The sequence below is a fragment of the Dyadobacter sp. UC 10 genome (genome assembly GCF_008369915.1).
Lineage (GTDB): Bacteria > Bacteroidota > Bacteroidia > Cytophagales > Spirosomataceae > Dyadobacter.
This window is the reverse complement of sequence record NZ_VSRN01000001.1, coordinates 5,606,376-5,625,046: the sequence shown is the minus strand read 5'-3', so window position 1 is coordinate 5,625,046 and position 18,671 is coordinate 5,606,376. Positions and strand designations below refer to the sequence as shown.

The window sequence follows — 18,671 nt, the reverse complement described above, 5'->3', positions numbered from 1 at the left end:
TGCTGGTGTTTGCCATTGCTGGTGTTGTCACCAGCAATATGCTTATCGCTTCAACTGTTGGTGACAACACCAACATAGGCTGATTTGTCAGTCAATTTTCCGCAATTCATATACCACTTCTTTTGGCTCGCTGTTGAGGATGATTTGTCCTTCCAACCATTTGATCAGAATGTTCTGCTCTTCCAGACCCTGTACGTGGCGGCCTTGCTCATATTTCCGGAATCCGATAATATATGTTTGGTTCAACGGCCGATATTGGAAGAAATGCAGTTCGTTCTTTTTCAAAATCATCGTTCTAACCTCTTCCGATTTCGCAAATTCCGGCCCTTGCTTAACCTCTACTCCTTTTTCCCACTGCTGCGCCGAGGCCGAAGCCACCAGATTGTTTTCAGAGGTCAATGCATAATAGCCTTTCTTCAACCCCGAAATCCGGATCGTCCGTGCATTATCACTGACATTGTCCGCAGATTTTGGCGAAGGTAAAGGCAGGTACTTACTTTCAACAGTAAATTTGGCAAGCGAATTTTCATCGTCTGCTGTCACCATTCTGGCATTTGACGCTTCGGATTTGCCTTTTGAAATCGTGATAGCCGTAGTGGCCTTCGCCGCATCCAGTCCCAACGCCTTTTCCAGGATCCCAGCCAGATGATAATAACCCAGCTCGTTCAAATGCACCGTGTTTTCCACGATATCTTCCTTCTTACTGATATTTAATATAGGGTTATAAATATCAATAAATTGCTTTCCACGCTGGGTAGCCACTTCCGAAATGACTTTGTAATACAATTCCAGATCTGCATTTCTGCGGGCAATCTGCTGGGTGGTGTCGCTGGAAACAACGGGAATCGTGGACAGTAAAACCGTTCTGGCCCCCAGCTGATCGATTTTGTCGAGCAGTTTGTTCAATCCTTCCTTGAAATGCGGCACACCAGCCTGCCCGTCCTGCGCTTCAACTCCCCCATAACCCAGAAATACAACCGTTGGCTGCGCCTTGGTAATGTCGTTCATCAAATGCTCATAAGGTGTAGGCGGGTTGGTGTAAGTACTCCGGCCTTCGCCCCACACATTATCTCCCGTCCATCCAAGGTTGCGGAAAGTGACGCCTTTATCCGGGAAACGGGTGGTAAGCGCGAGTTCCAGGTAACCGAACTGAAAATCGTTTTCAAAAATGGAGCTGCCCAGAAAAACGACCCGGTCTCCGTCTTTCAGCTCAAATTTGGAGGCTCCTGCATTTTTAGCGGCATCCTGGGCGCTGGAATATCCGCTGAGCAGGGTAAAAAACAATAAAATCACGTGACCGGCGAGAACCGGCACTTTCAAACTTCTCATGCACTTTGGGTTTAGGTATTAAAAATGTAAAAAGATAAGTTTGCGCAGAAATTAACCGCGCGACTACTAAAATAGCTTTCCTTGAGCAGCTCAATGATCAAAAGTCTTGATCTCTGCCGGAGTGACCATCGCCCGGACAGGCCCGGGAATGACTATAACGGTAATTACCGTTGCGAGCACAAGTGCCACCGACATCAATGTATAAGAAGCATTGAAATTTCCGGTCTCCGTATTGAGATACCCCACCAGGTACGACCCTGCAAATGAACCCAGTGCCCCCAGACTATTGATCAACCCGATCGCTCCGCCGGCCACGTTTTTAGGAAGTATTTCGGCAATCGCGGCGAAAAACGGACCGTAAGGCGTGTAAAGTGCCGCCCCTGCCGCTACCAGCAACGCATAAGCGAGCCAGAACTGATCCGGGCCCAGCCAAACGGCCCCGTATAAACAGATTGCGGCGATGAGCAGAAATGGCCAGACGAAGATTTTGCGGTTGCCGCTCTTATCCGAAAAATAAGAAGCGGAAAGCATTCCGATCACGGCAAAAAGGTAGGGAACCGATGACAACCAGCCGGTATTGACCATATTCATATTCGGCGCCGCTTTGATGATAGAAGGTAACCACATTACGAATCCATACACGCCCACACTCCAGAGCAGGTATTGGAGGCATAATAAAATGACTTTTTTGGATTTGAAAGCTTCCGCGTAGTTTTTGACAGGTTTAATACCCGCCTGCTCGGCCTTCAGCTTTTCTTCCACTTCTCTCTTTTCCTCTTCCGTGAGCCAGTTGGCGGCCATCGGCCTCTCATCGATCAGCCTCCACCAGATAAACGCCCAGACTATACCCGGTGCCCCCTGCAGGATAAACATCCATCGCCAGCCCATCGAATCGATCAGATAACCGGACAATACCGACATCCAGAGCACAGTAACCGGGTTTCCCAGGATCAGGAAAGTATTGGCACGCGAACGTTCTTCTTTGGTAAACCATTGACTAAGAAGGATGAGCATGGCAGGCATCACCGCACTTTCGACCACGCCGAGCATGAACCGGATGATGATGAGCGTAGTAGTATCATTGACCATCCCCGTTGCAGCAGCCAGCCCTCCCCAAAGTATCAATGATATGAATATCAGCTTTTTAGCAGTCCGGGTTGCAGCATAGTGCGCTCCTGGAATCTGGAAAAAGAAGTATCCCAGGAAGAACAGCGAGCTTAGTAAGGTAGAAGTATTGGGGGTAATGTTCAGGTCATCGGCCATTCCCCCCGCCACTGCGAACCCGAAATTGGCCCGATCCAGATATGCGAGGCTGTATGTGACAAAAACGACAGGTATGATACGGAACCATCTTTTCTGGGCCAGCGGCTTCATGGGAAGAAATTTGGTAAAGGAATATAATATCTATCCATTAAAACCTGACACAGGGTATTTCTACCGTAAATTCACTGCCTGTCATCTGTAATTTGACCGCTCAATTCAGCCCGCGATTCAAAAAAATTACCGCCGTAATGAATGAGAAAACACATAAATATACTTTTTAACAATAGGGACTGACTTCAAGAGCTTTGCCAAATACATCTTCTTACCACCAGACTCTGAAAAATATGAAACATTTTAAAATCGCCATTGCGGCATGTTTGATTTCGGGACTTGCAACCGCATTTGCACCCGGAGAATGGGTGACGCTCTTTGATGGTAAAAGTCTCAAAGGCTGGCACAGTTACAACCAGGAAACAGCTGTGGGCTGGCTTATTGAAAATGGCACGCTGACTTCCCAGGGAACCGGCGGCGACCTCGTTAGCGACAAAGAGTACGGAGATTTTGAACTGGAATTTGAATTTAAAATCCCCCCTGCAAGCAACAGCGGTATTCTGTACAAAGTCATGGAGAAACCGGAGATCAAACGGACGGTATTCTCGGCTCCCGAATACCAGATCATCGACGACACGGGCTACATATTAAGAGATGCTGCCGGCAAACAGACAGCCCTGAAACCTACCCAGCTAACCGGTGCCAACTACGACATGAACCCTCCTGCCGACGCCAGCGCGTACAAGCCAGCCGGCAGCTGGAATACGGGCAGGATCGTGGTGGAGGCTAACCGGGTAGAGCATTATTTGAATGGCAAGAAAGTGGTTGACTACCAGTATGGAAATGATACCTGGAAAGCGGAGGTGGCCAAAAGCAAGTTTAAGGACTGGCCCTACGCAGAGCCTCATCACAAAGGAAAAATCGCACTCCAAAGCCACAATCCGAAAGAGAAAGTCTGGTTTAGAAATATCCGGATTAGAGAATTATAGAAAATTACCCCGTCAACTGAAGTTGACGGGAATTTACTTTTGTGTTTTGGTTAAACTAGTGACAATTTTGGGTAGTCGGTGTAGCCTTTTTCGTCGGGGGTGTAAAAGGTATCATAATCTGGTTCGTTGAGTTCCCCTCCGGTTTCGATCCTGGTAACCAGGTCAGGGTTGGCTAAAAAGAGCTGCCCGAACGCTACCAGATCGGCGAAATCATCTGCTAACACGGCCTGCGCTGATTCCGGTGTCAGGCCGGCGCACTGGATAATGGCACCTTCGAAGTTGCCCCTGATCGCATAAAGTGCTTCCGGCAAAACATCCGGCGTCACCATAAGATGCAGATAAGCTATTCCCAGGCCGTTCAGTTTGTTTGCCAGGAACGCATAAGTTTCGGTTACCTCTCCCGCATCATAGGCCGGCAGGTCATTAAAAGTAGAAAATGGCGAAAAACGGATACCAACCTTTTCACGGCCAATCGCCGCAGCCACTTTTTCAACTACCAGTAACACTGCTCTTGCGCGATTTTCGATTGAGCCGCCATATTCATCGGTACGGTTGTTGGTGTGCGGGTTTAGAAACTGTTCCAGCAGATAACCATTTGCGGCGTGTAGCTCTATTCCATCGAAACCAGCCTCGATGGCATTCTGAGCTGCTTTTACATACCCTTCAATTACTTCCTCAACCCCAGTTTTTGAAAGTGGCTCCGGCTGGGAAAATGGCTGCATACCTTCCCCGTCCGTCCAGATCTGCCCTGCTGCACGAACGTCGGATACACCTGCCAGACGCGAACCTGTCGGCAGGTTGGATTCATGTCCTATGCGGCCCGTGTGCATCAGCTGCACAAAAATTTTTGCATCATTGGCATGCACAGCGGCAGTCACTTTTTTCCAGCCTTCTGTCTGCTCCGCGCTGAATATGCCGGGGATTCGTGCATAGCCGAGTCCCTCGGGAGCCGGAGAGGTACCTTCGGTAATGATCAGTCCTGCATTACTGCGCTGCGCGTAATACTCTGCCATTAATTCGTTCGGGATATTACCGATCGCCCTGGATCTCGTCATGGGGGCCATTACCACGTGATTTTTCAGTTGCAGGTTACTTTTTTCAAATTTTTCGAGAATCTTGCTCATCGTTTTTGTTCGTTACATGATGAGACAAAACTACCTTACCCGATTCGGTTAAAATATTCTCAAAAGACCGAAAAATAGCCCTATCCGGCAGACTGAAATTTCTTAGGTGTGTGCCCGTGGTGTTTTTGAAATAACCGGCTGAAATGGCTGAGATTTGAAAACCCAAGCTGGTACCCTACCTCGGAGACCGAAAGTTTATTTTGCTTTAAACGCAATGCAGCCTCTTCCATGCGCGCATTCTGGTAGTAGTTGTAAATACTGTCGCCAAAGACCTGTCTGAAAAGCAGCTTCATTTTCGTCTCGCTCATGTGCGCCAGCCTGGCCAGCGCGCTCAACTGGGGTGGGACGCTGAGATCTTCCAGTATCACGCTCCTGACCAGCATCAGGCGGGTGATATCTGAATTATTGATATTACTCTGTGGCTTATTTTCACGGAGGATCATTTTGGTGAAAAGCAGATAAAAAAGCTCCTGGATTTTCAGTTTATAAAAAAACAAACCTAACGGACCGGGTTCACTGTCTTCACTCAAATGCCGCAGGATTTTCTCAAAATCGGGGGTCATCGTGAAATGATAGAGAAACGTATTGCTTCCGTTTGTCACCGTTTCGATCACCCTGTTCGCATTCACTTGCCCCAGCATTTCGGCCAGCAGAGAAGCTTTGATCTCAACAGTAGAAAAATGGATTTCCAGCCCGGCAGGGAACCGTATTTCGGAGTTCAGGTCGTTGGAAGAAACTTCAATGCAGGAATTGTTAACTTTTTGGCATTCAAAGCTTGTCTCGCGGTTAGATAATGTATTGTTAGGTAAGGCCGAGCTGTGAAAAACCACAGTGACGAAGTCGCTCATTTCCGCCGGCGCTTTTCTTCGCAGCACGAAAGAGTCCCTGAATGTGCAGTGGTGGATCAGCAATTTAAAATCATCACTGAAATCGATTTTACGGATACTTCCCTCCCCCATTATATCCGGTATCAAAAGCTCATTGTCTGCTGCCAGGATACCGAACTGCTCCGAAAAGCTGGTCAGGAAGTCAAAATCAGGTTCTGCTGTGAATTCGAACGTCATGATTGTAGGCTTGTAATCAGCCGATATGCATTTTTAAACAACAAATACATAGATACGTTCCCCAAGTTCCCATTCACCTGGTATCATCCACCAAAAGCACTTATTCTTATTTGGATTTAATACAAACAGAGCATTTCTTTGCAGCCGCTTTAATCAGATACGATGGATCCTTTCTACAAAAAATACAGTACCAATTTATTCAGCAGAAGCCGGTTTGCACTGCTGCTCCTTTTTGTAACTGCAATGCCCGGCTTCGCGCAGCAAAATGTGAATGCTGTGGTAAAAGGGAAGATTGTAACATCCGACGGCCAGCCGGCTTTTGGAGTGAGCGTGAGGCTGCGCCCCGGCGGACTTGGCGCGGTTACCAATCCCGAGGGCGAATACCAGATCAGCCGGGTTAAAAAAGGCGCATATTCAGTTACTGCCTCGGCTGTTGGACTGAAACCGGCCCAGCAGTCGGTAGTTGTCGAGGCCGGAGATAGTTATGCAGTCGACTTCACTTTGACCATCAATGCAGAGGAATTGAAGGAGGTAGTCGTTTCCGCCCGGGTTTTGAACAAAGAAAATACCATCGTAGCCAAAATGCCACTGAAAAACCTGGAAAATCCGCAGGTTTATAACAGTGTTTCTTCCGAAGTCATGAAGCAGCAGGGGATTACGAACTACGACGACGCAATGCGGAATGTGCCCGGTATCAGCCGGACCTGGGAGTCGACCGGTCGTGCCGGCGATGGGGGCGCATATTTTGCATTGAGGGGATTTGATGCGCAGCCGAGCTTGTATAACGGGCTGCCTGGGCTTGTGAGCGGCAATCTCGACCCGGCAAATGTGGAAGAAATCCAGGTAATCAAAGGACCGTCGGGCACCTTGTTTGGCGGAAGTTTTTACAGTTATGGCGGATTAATTAATACAATCACCAAAAAACCTTATTACAAATTCGGCGGGGAAGTTGCCTATAATATCGGCAGCTTCGGGTTGAACAGGATTACGGCTGATGTGAATACGCCTTTAAGTAAGACAGAAAAAATCGCGTTGCGCGTCAATACCGCCTTCCATTCCGAGAATACTTTCCAGGACGCCGGCTTCAAAAAGTCGTTTTTCATAGCCCCGTCGCTGAGCTATGAGGTGAATGACAAACTTTCTTTCCTGTTCCATGCAGAAATTTTGGAGGAAGAAAGAGCCGTCCCGCCCGTATTTTTTCACTCCGACCGTCTATCTCCCCTGCCGTTCAAAACCATCGAAGAGCTCAACCTCAATAACAAACTATCGTTTACCAGCAACGACCTGACGATCAAAAACCCGAGGTATAACCTGCAAGGACAGATGGTTTATAAACTGTCGAACCAGTGGACATCGCAAACGGTGTTTTCGAGCGGAAATGTGAAATCAAATGGTATTTATACCTACATCTGGGATGATGTTTCGGGTGATAATGAATTCAGCCAATACTTTCACAAGGAACAGCAAACGACCAATACCATTGATATCCAGCAGAATTTCAACGGCGATTTTCACATCGGGCGGATGCGCAACAGGCTGGTTGTCGGCCTGGATTTTTTCAATCGTAATGTGATCGAAAACGGTTCGGGCTGGGGCTGGGCGAGAAGTGTTACCCCGCAGGGTGACGTCAACTATGTAGATCCCTTTACCGGTGATTCCCTGGCGCCTGTTTACCTTACGCAGCCTTCGGTCGACAACCTGCTGGCGGGCACAGGCAGCAGCAACAGCAATATTTCCAACAGCTCTTACAGCGCGTATATTTCGGATGTGATCAACATTACGCCAAATCTGATGGCAATGGCCAGCCTGCGTGCTGATTATTTTGATTCCAAAGGCGAAAAGAATACGTCGGAAGATGATTTCGATCAGTTCGCATTGTCCCCGAAATTCGGTTTGCTTTACCAGCCTGTTCTTGAAAAAGTGTCGCTTTTCGTGAACTATATGAATGCGTTTATCAATGTCGAGCCGAGACAGGTTGCTGATCCTGACGGGAACAATCCACGCATTAAGTCATTCAAGCCAGAGCATGCGGACCAGCTTGAATATGGTATCAAAACCAATCTTTTCTCTGACAAGCTGTTTGCAACGGTGTCTGTTTATGATATTAAGGTAACCAACCGGGTTACCGGCGACCCGGCCAATTTCTATAATTATCTGCAGGGCGGAAAGGTTGGCAGCAAGGGTTTCGAAATAGATTTGAATGCCCATCCGGTCAAAGGGCTGAGCCTGATCGCGGGATACAGCTACAACGAGACAAAGGTAATGTCGGGAGATGAAAACGATTTTTACGCACAACCCGGGCGAGCGCCCGGCGGTCAGGGGCCGCAAAATCTGGTAAATTTCTGGGGTACCTATGCTTTTTCCAAAGGTGCATTAAAAGATTTCGGATTGGGTTTTGGAGGAAATTATGCAGGCATTTATAAAGTGATCGACAATAGTGCTACCGGCGTGTTCGAGCTGCCAGCGTACACGGTGATGAATGCTACATTGTTCTATAGCTCCGCCAAATTCCGCATCGGCCTTAACATGAACAACCTCGCCAATAAGACTTACTATACTGGTTACTGGTCTGTAAATCCGCAAAAGCCCAGAAATGTGGTGGCAAGTTTTGCCTATAAGTTCTAGATTTATATAAAAATAAAGTAGCCGGTAAGCGTGCACCTGCATGTATACCGGCTATTTTTTGTGCAGTTCCCGGGTCAGTACAGCACAGGATGATGTTGCGGAATAGAAATGAAATTATTGAATTGTAATAAAAATTATTGATTAATTGATAATTTTAAATCTACCCCACAACGCCTACACACCATGAACCTAACAGTGATAAATAAGTTTGCACTGGCATTAAGCTGGTTTTTAATGCTTCCAGTGACAATATCGGCCCAGGGCTCCGACGGCGCGAAGGTGCCTGGCTCCATTGTTGCATATAGCCCTGCGGCATCAGGCCAGTATATCGGCTCACCCAGTATTGTGGTTATGCCCGACGGCAGTTACCTGGCCTCCCACGATTTTTTCGGCCCTAAATCGACCGAACATGTGAGTGCTGTTTCACGCATTTACAAGTCTGCCGATAAGGGAAAAACCTGGCGGCAAATAGCAGAGATCAATGGTCAATTCTGGTCAAAGCTGTTTTTTCATCAGGGTAACCTGTACCTATTCGGGACCAACCGGCACCATGGCAACACGATCATCCGGAAGTCGATCGACGGCGGCAGGTCCTGGACGCAGCCAACAGATGCCTCCCACGGGCTGCTGAAAGCGGGTGAATACCATTGCGCGCCCATGCCGTTTGTAGAGCACAAAGGAAGGCTATGGCGGACCATGGAAGATGCGGCGGGCCCTCCAAAGCAATGGGGAAAAAGATATAGTGCTTTTATGATGTCTATCCCGGTCAATGCCGACCCGATGATTGCCTCCAACTGGACCTCATCCAGTATAGTACGCTTCGACTCCACGTTTCTCAACGGCCATTTCGGCGGCTGGCTGGAAGGCAATGCAGTTGTGACGCCGGAAGGTACACTGGTAGACATACTGCGCGTCGACGACCGCTCTACATTGGAGGAAAAGGCCGCCATAGTCCGCATAAGCGGCGATGGGACTACTGCCAGCTTTGACCCGGAAAAAGACTTCATTAAGTTTCCCGGCGGGAGCAAAAAATTTACAATCCGTTACGACCCGAAATCCAAGTTGTACTGGACCATCGCTAATTACATTCCCGACGAAGTCAAGGCCGCAAACCAGGGAAAATCCCCTGCGGGTATCCGAAACACGCAGGGGTTATTCAGCTCGAAAGACCTGGTGAGCTGGGATTTTCGCAAAAAACTGCTCAGCCATCCCGATGTTATCAAACATGGATTTCAATATGTAGACTGGCTGTTTGAAGACAAGGACATCATTTTCCTGTCCCGGACCGCATTCGATGATGGATCAGACGGCGCCCACAATAACCACGACGCCAATTTTCTGACCTTTCACCGTATTAAAAACTTCCGAAAGAATTAACCAGGTTCTGGAGCTTTGGCTTGTTGCTGATGCCCCTGGCTACGACCGCGGCGGCCAGCCCGCCAAGCAGGTACCAGGCGACAGTCAGTACCTGTGTCTGAACAGTTTTGTTTACAGGCTCGTCATTCAGTCCAAGCGGCTTGGTGAGCGTTAATGCCCCTATACCTGCTGCGAGCCCGTAACCAGCGCCTCGCCACATGATATTTTCCTCCTTACCACTGCCCACCATGCTGTAAAACGCAGCATTGCTGAGCAGGTCGGTAGCGAGTGTAACCCCAAACAGCGTTTTACCTGTTGGCGGATCAATATTGATGGTTTTGAGCGACTTGGAAATAGCCTCCTCGCCTATTTTGTTGACTCTTGGCGCTTTTGAATAAAACTTTTTAGCACCCTCGTGGAGCAAGTTGAGGACGATCGCACCTGCTAATCCTGCTGCCATATTTTTTGTTGCATTCATAACTTCGGAATTTGATGGTTTTCCGGGTTATGATAAATATTTGTGCCAAAAACGCAGATTCTACAATTTACTCGGTGATTCCGAACAATGGCTTACTTTTTCAAGTGGCTCAAAGGAATGTAGCGCGACCGGAAATGCAGTACGCGGGAAATGATGTAGGGCTCATCAGGCTTTTTCGCCTGTATGTAATTTTCTGGAAACAACGTGTCCTTCACGCGTTGCCAGAAACTGTCTTTTGCTGGATTTTCGTTGGTTGTCATATCATGAAAAATTAAAAACGGTGGTTCCCTGGAAACAGCACCGAAGCCGCATGTTCATTCAGTGGGGTTTGGAGAAAGATATTCAGATTCAAACAACCTGACAATAACTAGCGCTTGGCTGGCGTGATCATCGTTGCCGCGCAGCGCCACGACTCACCCTGTCGCACGAATACATTGGTCGACCACTCGTAGAGATCAAAAGGCTGTCCATTAAAAGTCCCGGCACTTGTACCGCGACTGATTACTACCCCGGTATCTTCATAAATTCTTGCAATTACTTCGTCGGAATCCATCCGGTTATGAGAAACATGGCCCTGACGGATCGAATCAAGAAAGTCCTCCCGTGATGTAATTCCATCGGCACCCACGATAATCCAGTCGGCCGACATAAAGCGGCTGATCTGATCGACATCATTGGTTTCCATGGCCTTGTCCCAAAGCTGAGCAGTTTCTATCAGCTCTCTTTCTTCGTCCATTTTCTTCTGTATGAATCTGATAAGTGAGAAAGGGCGACCGTTTTAAAAAATACCCGGTTATGTAGTATCGGATTAAATTTCAATAGGCAAAAGTGGCCGTTGCTGAACTGTTGCACGAGATACCTCCCAGATCTTGTTCCTTATTAGTGTTATACTGAGGGCAATAGCGAAATTGGGGAAATCGCACTATATTAGTTCAGAATCAGCCTTTTTGTTATGCAGGTAATATTGTCCATCGCCATGCTTCTGGCTAGTTTGTGTTCAGCATTTTGCCAGGAAGGACTCATAAAAAGTCATCCGCAACTAGCTTATTGGAAACTCGGCAGCAAATCGGAAGTGGTGATAGTATTACATGGAGGGCCGGCAGCTCACCATGCGTACCTCCGACCGGAGCTTGATCTGTTAAGCGAAAGTGCTACTATCATTTACTACGATCAGAGAGGCTGTGGTAAAAGCGAGCGGGCTGACAGCTACACATGGCAGGATCATGTAAAAGACCTGCGACGGCTTATTATGACCCTAGCTCCCGGAAAAAAGGTATTTCTGGCAGGATCGTCGTGGGGAAGCTTCCTGGCATTACTGTATGTCCAGAGCTATCCGAAAAATATTAAAGGCCTTATTTTAAGTGGAACAATCAAATGGATGGGTCAGGGAAAACCTTACATACGGGATAGTGAATTTAAATATAACAAACCGCACAAACAGCCGATGCGAGAAAAGGCGCTTGCAGAATCTCCACAAGCTGATGGCACCATCGAATTGGACACCGTAGAAATCTCAAAGTCGATAGAAGCCGAATCCGGGATTCAATATCACGAGGCCATGGCCAGTTTAATCTCTGCGCCAATCGCCGACAGCCTGGCCAGAATTCAAGTCCCTATTATAATATTCAATGGAAAGCGCAGCTATCAGTATGATTGGGTTGACCACTACATGCTGCTATTTCAAAAAGCTGAACTACAAACTTTTGCCGTTGCCGGGCATGATCCCTGGCTTAGCGATCCCAAACAATTCGCAAAACGATGCAGTGAATTTATTCTCAAAAACAAATAGCTGCATCCACAACGCGGCAGGGAGGCCACAGCAATGAAACTCCATCATTCGTTCAGCCGAATCCGGGCCGTCATTGGCAGTCGGTCCTGCAACGTTCAATGTATTCCAAAAGCAAAAGCGGCAACCCGTTGAACAGGCTGCCGCTTTTGTATTATCAAAATCCTAAACACCCAGGCTCCAGCCTTCGCGGTAGTTCCTGCGCACCCACTGATTGACTTCATCGAAGTTGGTCACTTTCATATTCTGAGCGTCCCAAAGCATCTTCATGTTGCTTCCGGGATACGTAAAGCCTTTTCCGTCTTCCCTTGCCTTCGGCATATCCGCGCCTCTGATCGCCAGGTTCGCGCCGAGGATAGCTTCTGTCAGCGGACCAGCGAGTTCAAACGGCGAGCTGAGCTCCATTTTACCGTAACCGGCAATGCAGCCTTCCACCCACTGCGCATAATGCCCGTCGGCGCTTCCCGGCACACGCGCAAATTTTTGCTTTACCTTTACCTCCTCCATTCTGCTGAGCGGCAAAAGGCGTGGATTTGCAGCATATTCGCTTGCCATCATTTTCCCTTTCGAGCCAACAAACAAAATACCGCTGTTACCGTCGCCAAACAGTTCATTCGGCCCAAGTTCTTCCGGTCTTTCCGGCTTGATACCTCCATCCATCCAGTGCATGGTCACCGGGCCTTTCGTTCTCGGCGTTTTTGGGAACGTCAAAGTCGCGTGGCTGGATGGCGGGCAACTATCAGGGAATATCCCCCTTTTACCAAAACCTGTAAATACGCTTCCTACGCTGGCCTGCATATCCGTCGCATATTTCAGACCAAGTACGCGGAAGGGAGCTTCCATCAGGTGGCATCCCAGGTCACCCAATGCGCCTGTTCCGTAATCCCACCAGCCGCGCCAGCTTCCGGGGATCAGCCCTTCCACATAATCCTTCTGAGGCGCCGTTCCCAGCCAAAGGTCCCAGTTCAGTTCTTTCGGCACAGCAGGTTTATCAGAAGGCCAGGGAATGCCCTGCGGCCAGATCGGGCGGTTGGTCCAGATATATACGGTATCAACGTCACCGATTACGCCTGCATCATACCATTCGTGCAACTGGCGCACACCGTCACCCGATGATCCCTGGTTGCCCATTTGTGTTACCACTTTGTATTTCGCCGCCGCCTCGGTCAGTTTTCTTGCTTCCCAGATATCGTGCGTCATCGGCTTCTGCACATATACGTGCTTGCCCAGCTGCATAGCGGCCATGGCCACTACTGCGTGTGTATGGTCGGGGGTTGAGACAGAAACCGCATCGAAATTCTTGGCTTCTTTTTCAAACATCTCGCGCCAATCCTTGTAGTATTTGGCCTTCGGGTAAGTTTTGACCGTTTCTTCTGCGCGCCTGTCGTCCACATCACAGAGGTATCCTATATTGGCTTTTCCACTTTTGAAAAAACTTGCGATATCTGATCTTCCTTTACCGCCAACACCGACGCCGGCGACGGTCAGCATATCACTCGGAGCACGGAAACCCTTTCCCAGAACGTGGCGCGGGACGATCATAAATCCCGCCGCGGTAGCTGCCGAAGCCTTGATAAAGTCCCTTCTTGACGAAGCTGACTTGTCTTTTGGTGTATTCGTTTGGTCCATATTTTTTGGTTACAATTTGATTTCTGGTATTAAAAGGCAGAACTGACTTTATTTAATGTAGAATAATCGGGTAATTCCTGTTAAAGTGGTCCGCAGCCGCTGAAAAATCCTGCATTGAATATACTGGCATTCTAAAAAATGAGACTATGATACAGTTGAAACAAGGCGATATTACGGCAATGGAAGTTGAAGCCATCGTCAATGCTGCCAATTCTTCGCTGCTCGGCGGCGACGGTGTCGACGGAGCGATTCACCGGGCAGGCGGCAAAGCAATCCTCGACGCGTGCATTGAGATCAGAAACAGGCAGGGTGGCTGCTCAACCGGGGAAGCCGTGATTACAACCGGCGGTAAGCTGCCCGCACGTTACGTGATCCACACGGTGGGACCGGTTTGGAATGGCGGGAATCAAAACGAAGAAGCGCTGCTGGCTTCCGCTTATCGTAACAGTCTGAGACTGGCTGCCGAAAACCAGATTAAATCTATCGCATTCCCCAATATTAGCACGGGAATCTATCATTTCCCGAAACAGAAAGCCGCTGAAATAGCTGTCAATACGGTTCAGGGATTTCTGGCCAAATCCAATGCGATCGAGAAGGTGATTTTTGTCTGTTTTGATGCGGAGAATTACGGGATTTATGAAGAGATTCTGAGAGAATAACTTTTGCCGGAACTAGTATCTATTTTTTTACACAAAAATCTTTGCCAGGCTCTTAGAACCAATACCCAAGCGATAGTCCTATGGAGGTCGACCTTCCAGACAAATTGAAACGAGTGAAGAATGGCAAATGGTTTACCTTAGAGCCGCTTTCAACTGTTGGATAAATGAACGGCTGATACTTCAGAAAAACATTCACGACTATGTTGCTATTTATAAAGTAATCCAACCCAAGACCTCCATTGCCACCAACCATAAACCTCGGCTTTTCCGTACCAGATGTCCCTTCCGAATAATTTCCCTTCTGCAACTTTGCATGATATGATCTCAGTGAACCATGTAATGTATTTTGGTAAACTATTACGAAGCTTGGACCGATAAAAAGATAGGGACTGACCTTTCTTCTGAATTTATAAAAAAAAGTATATTTAACCGACCCATCCAGATTAATGTTTTTCGAATTGAACCGCAGCAGTTTTGATGTAAAAAGATAACCTGGGCTTCCGGACATTTCGAATACCAGGCTATCCGACAAATTCAGATGTGACATAGCGTTCTGATATATATCCATCTCAAAATCAATTGCATTCTTACCAGCCTGGGTAAACTTCAATCCAACAGACGATTGTTGACTATCATAGAATTTAGACTTTATCCCTGTTCTGTGCGGTTTTATTGCAATACTATTAATTCCTAAGGAAAAGTATGGAGCAACTTTGAAGCTTTGTTTCCTTCTTTTAAAGTTTTCTTTTTTTACAATCTGAGCGGTGTTTGACTTCTTGTTACTAAAGGTGGTCAATTTTTTTAGATAGGCGGCTGAATACCTTGGTTTTATATGGTAGAGAGAAACAAATTCATCAATTAAATCTCTTCCGAAAATGACTGGTAAGGCAAGGTTGATATGTTTTTTATTAATAATTTTTAAGGTATCATTTTGCTCAATATAAAACATGAATCTGTCTTGATTCAAAAGCAAGCTGTTTTTCCCTTTTATCAATTCGAGCATCAGGTCGGCCCGCCCATACAGCATTTTCTTTGTTAGTGTCCTTCCATTACTCAATTTAAGAGAGTCAATTTCATTAAATGAGATTTTTTGCTTTTTCGAGACCTTGTCCTTCCGAAAAAGTACTAAACCTTGCTTATAGTCGACATCAGCGTAGCCTTGTAACGATTCTTTTTGGTTTTCAAAAAAGATGATATCATGCCCGTAATCCTGTGCATTAGCGGCCAGGCAGACTAAAATAAATAACATCGTCGTAATAATATCGCGCATGAGAAGGGTTTAATTTACTGTCTTACTCCAGTTTGAATAACTTTCCCGAATATATTTTGATTTAATATAAAATCTAGGGAATTTCCCCGACCATTTTTTGTTTGCTCCTGATAACACTTTTCCGCATACATCCGATTAACAGCCTAATAATATGTCCGCACAAAACGTCACGATTCCAGCATCCGCTTTACAATTTTTAAAAACACTGAAAGAAAATAACAACCGTGACTGGTTCAATGCGAACAAGGATTTTTATCTCGATCAGCTGGGACATATTGAGCGGTTCGCAGATGCATTATTGGGGGAAATGAATGCGCATGATGTGATCGAGACGGTTTCAGGCAAAAAAAGCCTGCACCGCATTTACAGGGATACCCGCTTTTCGCAGGATAAAACACCGTATAAAACCAATTGGAGCGGCGGTTTTACGCGGGCGACGGCCCTGAGAAGAGGCGGCTATTACTTTAATTTTGAACCCGGTAACAGTTTCATCGCCGGCGGCTTCTGGGCGCCCGAACCGAAGGATATGAAGCTGATCCGCGATGACATCAGTTTCGATCCCAAACCGATCAGAGAGATTATTGGCAGCACTACATTCAGGGAAACTTTCGGATCTCTGCAGGGAGAACAGCTCAAAACAACTCCCAAGGGATTCGATCCGAATGATGAGGCGATTGACCTGCTGCGCTATAAACAGTTTCTGCTGCAACGACCATTCACCGATAAGGAAGTGACCAGTGACGGGTTCCTGGAAGCAGCAAATCAGACCTTTGTCAATATGCGTCCTTTTTTCGATTATATGAGCGAGGTTCTTGCCAGCAGCCCGGACGGTAGTTCGCTCACCTGAAAAGTACTGCTAATGCACGCGTCTGATGTAAAACTGCATTCCAGTAAGTTTTTCAACGTCTGATAATTTACGCTGTGTCTCCAAACTTCGCAACCCAAGTTCTTTGCGAAGTTCATTTGCTTTGATGGTCTCCGGCTGTGTCAGATCATTTTGCAGGATACCAAAGGCTTTTTGTTTATTCCCGCTCCTCACAGCGACATACCAGTCTTCCATAAAAGCGAATTCATACGGATTCATTTGTCCTTTACTGATGGCTGCCAGCAGTTGCGGCCGAATATAAGGATACAGCGTATCGGCAACCGTATGTTTTTCACTGATCGAATTGTGGTGAGAAATAATTACCGAAGCCCAGTTCTCCGTGCCGATCAGCCGCTCGCCCGGATAGCCGCAGGTTTTCATCATGGCTATCAGTTTATTTATTTGCTTTTTGCTGTGCGGCGCAAATTTCCTTTCTGCATACCTGTCCTGTGCAGCGGAAGTAAATGTAAATAGCGCGCCCAATGCCTTGCGCTGGTCTTTTCGAAACATTTCCCGCACAATCTCCCGGATCTCCGGGCTAATGCGTGTCAGATACACTGCCCGCAGCCGGGGATATTCAGCAACGGTTTGCTGCCAAAGCGGATGATTTCTGAATGATTTGGGCCACTTCTCCTTCCTTGCCGATTTCAGTTCCCAGCCATTCCTGAATCCTGATCTCAGAAAGTCGAAAGCCGCATCAGTTTCCCCCGCATGCAGTGCGACCTGCGTGGCGACTTTACAATCCCTCAGAAATAAAAAGTCGTAGGAATCAAAAACCAACCGATATACCTGAACTGCATCCGCATACCTCTGGTCCGCGATCAGTTCCTCAGCCTTCCTGATTTGCTGTTGATAGAAATTGTAATCTTTCTCCGTATCTGCGGAATTTTTTCTCGGGTTCAGGGAATTTTGGGCAGAGACATTCGTCGAGACCAGGAGCAACAGTAGTAAACAGATTTTCATTGCGATCGGCTAGCAGTAAAGCGAAGTAGTATCAATCATTACCGCCATTTATCAGCATTTGTTGCAGGGCTGTGGCTTACGAGAAAAGCAATAAAGAAGGCTTTGGGATTCAGATCATCTTAGCCATTTCATTTAGGATAGCGGCCTTTTGCTTTTCGATGCTGTTAAGCTGTTTTACCAGTTCCGGTTCGGTGTTGTAGCTGCCGATCGCCTCCTGTAGTTGTGCCGATGCGGCGTGGAGATCTTCAAACTCAGCGCTTAACTGTTTGTACTGGCCACTATTGCAGACAATGTTTTCCGTTTCACAGTAAGCTTTCAATTTTTCGTATTGCACATCGGTATCAAGCACGGGGCTGGCCTGCAGGCGCTGGTCTGCCTGGATCTGGGAATAGAGAACAGGCGGCTGCGTGTTCGTCCGCCATATCCAGATACCAGCAAAACCGGCCAGCAAGACTGCAGCCGCATAAGGCCAGCGAAATATCACTTTCCTCCCCGGCACCTTACGCTCGATCAGATCCCAAAGCTTTTCGTCCGGCTCATGTTGCGGCAGGTCACCGATAGCCGCCCGCAAAGGTGCCTCTGCCAGCTGCTCCTGCATAGCGTCCCATATTCCAGGCGCAGGGGTATATCCCGGCAGTCTGGCCAGGGCGTTTTTTAGCGTGTCATGATTTTTTTCTTCCATAATTGTCAGGAAAGCATGCCGCGCAGCTTCTTTTTAGCATAAAACAATTGCGACTTGGAAGTTCCTTCCGAGATATTCAGCATGCCCGCTATCTCGCGATGCGTATAACCTTCTACTTCAGCCAATACGAAAATCGTCCGGAATCCGTCTGGGAGAGAAAGAATGGCAGTTTCCAGGTGTGAAGCATTGATCTCTTCCTCACCCCAATTTACGCCTGCAAGCGGCATGTCGTCAATATTTTCCCAGATGACGATCCGCTTCTTTTTGGTCGAGCGCCGGACCACGATTTTCTTGATCCAGGCGCCCAATGTTGATTCGCCCCGGAACTGGTCCAGGTGACGGAATACGTCAAGGAATGAATCCTGCAACACGTCGTTTGCATCATCGAAATCCCCGGTGATCCGGTAAGCCAGGGTGTACATGGCATTTTTGTAGCGATCGTACAGTTGCCGCTGTGCGATCCTGTCATGCAAAAGGCAACCTGAAATCAATTCCGCCTCCGGGGCCATAGGAAATCCAATTTTACTTCAATGAGGCA

18 protein-coding genes are annotated in these 18,671 nt (G+C 47.5%); 6 read left to right on the top strand and 12 right to left on the bottom strand.

The window, feature by feature from the left end; all coding sequences use genetic code 11:
- Window positions 1-87 precede the first annotated feature (87 nt).
- Window positions 88-1,329 (bottom strand): GDSL-type esterase/lipase family protein, encoded by a 1,242-nt coding sequence (locus FXO21_RS23285; protein WP_149642328.1) that lies wholly within the window; start codon window positions 1,327-1,329, stop codon window positions 88-90.
- Between the two features lie 90 nt (window positions 1,330-1,419).
- Complete coding sequence (locus FXO21_RS23280) at window positions 1,420-2,703, bottom strand: MFS transporter (protein WP_149642327.1); 1,284 nt, start codon at window positions 2,701-2,703, stop codon at window positions 1,420-1,422.
- A gap of 233 nt (window positions 2,704-2,936) precedes the next feature.
- Between FXO21_RS23280 and FXO21_RS23275 the strand changes: the two genes are divergently transcribed.
- Window positions 2,937-3,632, top strand: coding sequence for a 3-keto-disaccharide hydrolase (locus FXO21_RS23275; protein ID WP_149642326.1), 696 nt, complete (start codon window positions 2,937-2,939; stop codon window positions 3,630-3,632).
- Between the two features lie 50 nt (window positions 3,633-3,682).
- Here FXO21_RS23275 and FXO21_RS23270 read toward each other — a convergent pair whose 3' ends face one another.
- Both FXO21_RS23270 and FXO21_RS23265 read right to left on the bottom strand, forming a co-directional pair.
- On the bottom strand, window positions 3,683-4,756 hold the full coding sequence (locus tag FXO21_RS23270; RefSeq protein WP_149642325.1) for an alkene reductase: 1,074 nt from the start codon (window positions 4,754-4,756) through the stop codon (window positions 3,683-3,685).
- An 80-nt stretch (window positions 4,757-4,836) separates the two neighbouring features.
- Window positions 4,837-5,820, bottom strand: coding sequence for a helix-turn-helix domain-containing protein (locus FXO21_RS23265; protein ID WP_149642324.1), 984 nt, complete (start codon window positions 5,818-5,820; stop codon window positions 4,837-4,839).
- Between the two features lie 162 nt (window positions 5,821-5,982).
- Between FXO21_RS23265 and FXO21_RS23260 the strand changes: the two genes are divergently transcribed.
- Together FXO21_RS23260 and FXO21_RS23255 are read left to right on the top strand one after the other, a co-directional pair.
- A complete protein-coding gene (locus FXO21_RS23260) occupies window positions 5,983-8,445 on the top strand; it encodes a TonB-dependent receptor (RefSeq protein ID WP_192579309.1) in 2,463 nt (820 codons plus the stop codon).
- 183 nt (window positions 8,446-8,628) lie between these two features.
- A complete protein-coding gene (locus tag FXO21_RS23255; RefSeq protein ID WP_225865822.1) occupies window positions 8,629-9,822 on the top strand; it encodes a sialidase family protein in 1,194 nt (397 codons plus the stop codon).
- Here the strand turns inward: FXO21_RS23255 and FXO21_RS23250 are convergent.
- From FXO21_RS23250 to FXO21_RS23245, 3 genes are all read right to left on the bottom strand, one after another.
- The gene (locus FXO21_RS23250; protein ID WP_192579308.1) at window positions 9,800-10,279 is read right to left on the bottom strand and encodes a hypothetical protein; all 480 of its coding nucleotides are present in this window, start codon (window positions 10,277-10,279) and stop codon (window positions 9,800-9,802) included. The two genes, FXO21_RS23255 and FXO21_RS23250, sit on opposite strands and share 23 nt — an antisense overlap.
- Window positions 10,280-10,371: 92 nt before the next feature.
- The gene (locus tag FXO21_RS28870) at window positions 10,372-10,539 is read right to left on the bottom strand and encodes a hypothetical protein (RefSeq protein WP_192579307.1); all 168 of its coding nucleotides are present in this window, start codon (window positions 10,537-10,539) and stop codon (window positions 10,372-10,374) included.
- Window positions 10,540-10,646: 107 nt separating this feature from the next.
- Window positions 10,647-11,015, bottom strand: coding sequence for a nuclear transport factor 2 family protein (locus tag FXO21_RS23245; protein WP_149642323.1), 369 nt, complete (start codon window positions 11,013-11,015; stop codon window positions 10,647-10,649).
- Window positions 11,016-11,231: 216 nt separating this feature from the next.
- Here FXO21_RS23245 and FXO21_RS23240 point away from each other — a divergent pair, with 216 nt between their 5' ends.
- On the top strand, window positions 11,232-12,068 hold the full coding sequence (locus FXO21_RS23240) for an alpha/beta fold hydrolase (RefSeq protein ID WP_149642322.1): 837 nt from the start codon (window positions 11,232-11,234) through the stop codon (window positions 12,066-12,068).
- Window positions 12,069-12,230: 162 nt separating this feature from the next.
- Here FXO21_RS23240 and FXO21_RS23235 read toward each other — a convergent pair whose 3' ends face one another.
- On the bottom strand, window positions 12,231-13,694 hold the full coding sequence (locus tag FXO21_RS23235) for a Gfo/Idh/MocA family oxidoreductase (protein ID WP_149642321.1): 1,464 nt from the start codon (window positions 13,692-13,694) through the stop codon (window positions 12,231-12,233).
- 146 nt (window positions 13,695-13,840) lie between these two features.
- Here FXO21_RS23235 and FXO21_RS23230 point away from each other — a divergent pair, with 146 nt between their 5' ends.
- Window positions 13,841-14,353 carry an O-acetyl-ADP-ribose deacetylase gene (locus tag FXO21_RS23230; protein WP_149642320.1) on the top strand — a complete coding sequence of 171 codons (513 nt, stop codon included), beginning with the start codon at window positions 13,841-13,843 and terminating at the stop codon, window positions 14,351-14,353.
- Between the two features lie 52 nt (window positions 14,354-14,405).
- Here FXO21_RS23230 and FXO21_RS23225 read toward each other — a convergent pair whose 3' ends face one another.
- Window positions 14,406-15,623, bottom strand: a complete 1,218-nt coding sequence (locus FXO21_RS23225; RefSeq protein WP_149642319.1) for a hypothetical protein — start codon at window positions 15,621-15,623, stop codon at window positions 14,406-14,408.
- Between the two features lie 151 nt (window positions 15,624-15,774).
- Between FXO21_RS23225 and FXO21_RS23220 the strand changes: the two genes are divergently transcribed.
- Window positions 15,775-16,470, top strand: a complete 696-nt coding sequence (locus tag FXO21_RS23220; protein WP_149642318.1) for a DUF2461 domain-containing protein — start codon at window positions 15,775-15,777, stop codon at window positions 16,468-16,470.
- A gap of 9 nt (window positions 16,471-16,479) precedes the next feature.
- Here the strand turns inward: FXO21_RS23220 and FXO21_RS23215 are convergent, their stop codons facing one another.
- The 3 genes from FXO21_RS23215 to FXO21_RS23205 all read right to left on the bottom strand — a co-directional run bounded on the left by FXO21_RS23215 (window position 16,480) and on the right by FXO21_RS23205 (window position 18,642).
- Window positions 16,480-17,451 (bottom strand): hypothetical protein, encoded by a 972-nt coding sequence (locus tag FXO21_RS23215; protein ID WP_149642317.1) that lies wholly within the window; start codon window positions 17,449-17,451, stop codon window positions 16,480-16,482.
- 109 nt (window positions 17,452-17,560) lie between these two features.
- Window positions 17,561-18,133 carry a hypothetical protein gene (locus tag FXO21_RS23210; protein WP_149642316.1) on the bottom strand — a complete coding sequence of 191 codons (573 nt, stop codon included), beginning with the start codon at window positions 18,131-18,133 and terminating at the stop codon, window positions 17,561-17,563.
- Window positions 18,134-18,138: 5 nt separating this feature from the next.
- Entirely contained in the window at window positions 18,139-18,642 is a 504-nt protein-coding gene (locus FXO21_RS23205) for an RNA polymerase sigma factor (protein WP_149642315.1), read from the bottom strand.
- Between the last annotated feature and the right edge of the window lie 29 nt (window positions 18,643-18,671).

What these genes read in the sequence shown, in the direction of transcription:
- FXO21_RS23270 (WP_149642325.1), bottom strand. Translation starts at nt 4,756, where the DNA reads ATGAGCAAGATTCTCGAAAAATTTGAAAAAAGTAACCTGCAACTGAAA.
- FXO21_RS23260 (WP_192579309.1), top strand. Translation starts at nt 5,983, where the DNA reads ATGGATCCTTTCTACAAAAAATACAGTACCAATTTATTCAGCAGAAGC.
- FXO21_RS23285 (WP_149642328.1), bottom strand. Translation starts at nt 1,329, where the DNA reads ATGAGAAGTTTGAAAGTGCCGGTTCTCGCCGGTCACGTGATTTTATTG.
- FXO21_RS28870 (WP_192579307.1), bottom strand. Translation starts at nt 10,539, where the DNA reads ATGACAACCAACGAAAATCCAGCAAAAGACAGTTTCTGGCAACGCGTG.
- FXO21_RS23215 (WP_149642317.1), bottom strand. Translation starts at nt 17,451, where the DNA reads ATGAAAATCTGTTTACTACTGTTGCTCCTGGTCTCGACGAATGTCTCT.
- FXO21_RS23265 (WP_149642324.1), bottom strand. Translation starts at nt 5,820, where the DNA reads ATGACGTTCGAATTCACAGCAGAACCTGATTTTGACTTCCTGACCAGC.
- FXO21_RS23210 (WP_149642316.1), bottom strand. Translation starts at nt 18,133, where the DNA reads ATGGAAGAAAAAAATCATGACACGCTAAAAAACGCCCTGGCCAGACTG.
- FXO21_RS23280 (WP_149642327.1), bottom strand. Translation starts at nt 2,703, where the DNA reads ATGAAGCCGCTGGCCCAGAAAAGATGGTTCCGTATCATACCTGTCGTT.
- FXO21_RS23230 (WP_149642320.1), top strand. Translation starts at nt 13,841, where the DNA reads ATGATACAGTTGAAACAAGGCGATATTACGGCAATGGAAGTTGAAGCC.
- FXO21_RS23255 (WP_225865822.1), top strand. Translation starts at nt 8,629, where the DNA reads ATGAACCTAACAGTGATAAATAAGTTTGCACTGGCATTAAGCTGGTTT.
- FXO21_RS23275 (WP_149642326.1), top strand. Translation starts at nt 2,937, where the DNA reads ATGAAACATTTTAAAATCGCCATTGCGGCATGTTTGATTTCGGGACTT.
- FXO21_RS23245 (WP_149642323.1), bottom strand. Translation starts at nt 11,015, where the DNA reads ATGGACGAAGAAAGAGAGCTGATAGAAACTGCTCAGCTTTGGGACAAG.
- FXO21_RS23225 (WP_149642319.1), bottom strand. Translation starts at nt 15,623, where the DNA reads ATGCGCGATATTATTACGACGATGTTATTTATTTTAGTCTGCCTGGCC.
- FXO21_RS23250 (WP_192579308.1), bottom strand. Translation starts at nt 10,279, where the DNA reads ATGAATGCAACAAAAAATATGGCAGCAGGATTAGCAGGTGCGATCGTC.
- FXO21_RS23205 (WP_149642315.1), bottom strand. Translation starts at nt 18,642, where the DNA reads ATGGCCCCGGAGGCGGAATTGATTTCAGGTTGCCTTTTGCATGACAGG.
- FXO21_RS23220 (WP_149642318.1), top strand. Translation starts at nt 15,775, where the DNA reads ATGTCCGCACAAAACGTCACGATTCCAGCATCCGCTTTACAATTTTTA.
- FXO21_RS23240 (WP_149642322.1), top strand. Translation starts at nt 11,232, where the DNA reads ATGCAGGTAATATTGTCCATCGCCATGCTTCTGGCTAGTTTGTGTTCA.
- FXO21_RS23235 (WP_149642321.1), bottom strand. Translation starts at nt 13,694, where the DNA reads ATGGACCAAACGAATACACCAAAAGACAAGTCAGCTTCGTCAAGAAGG.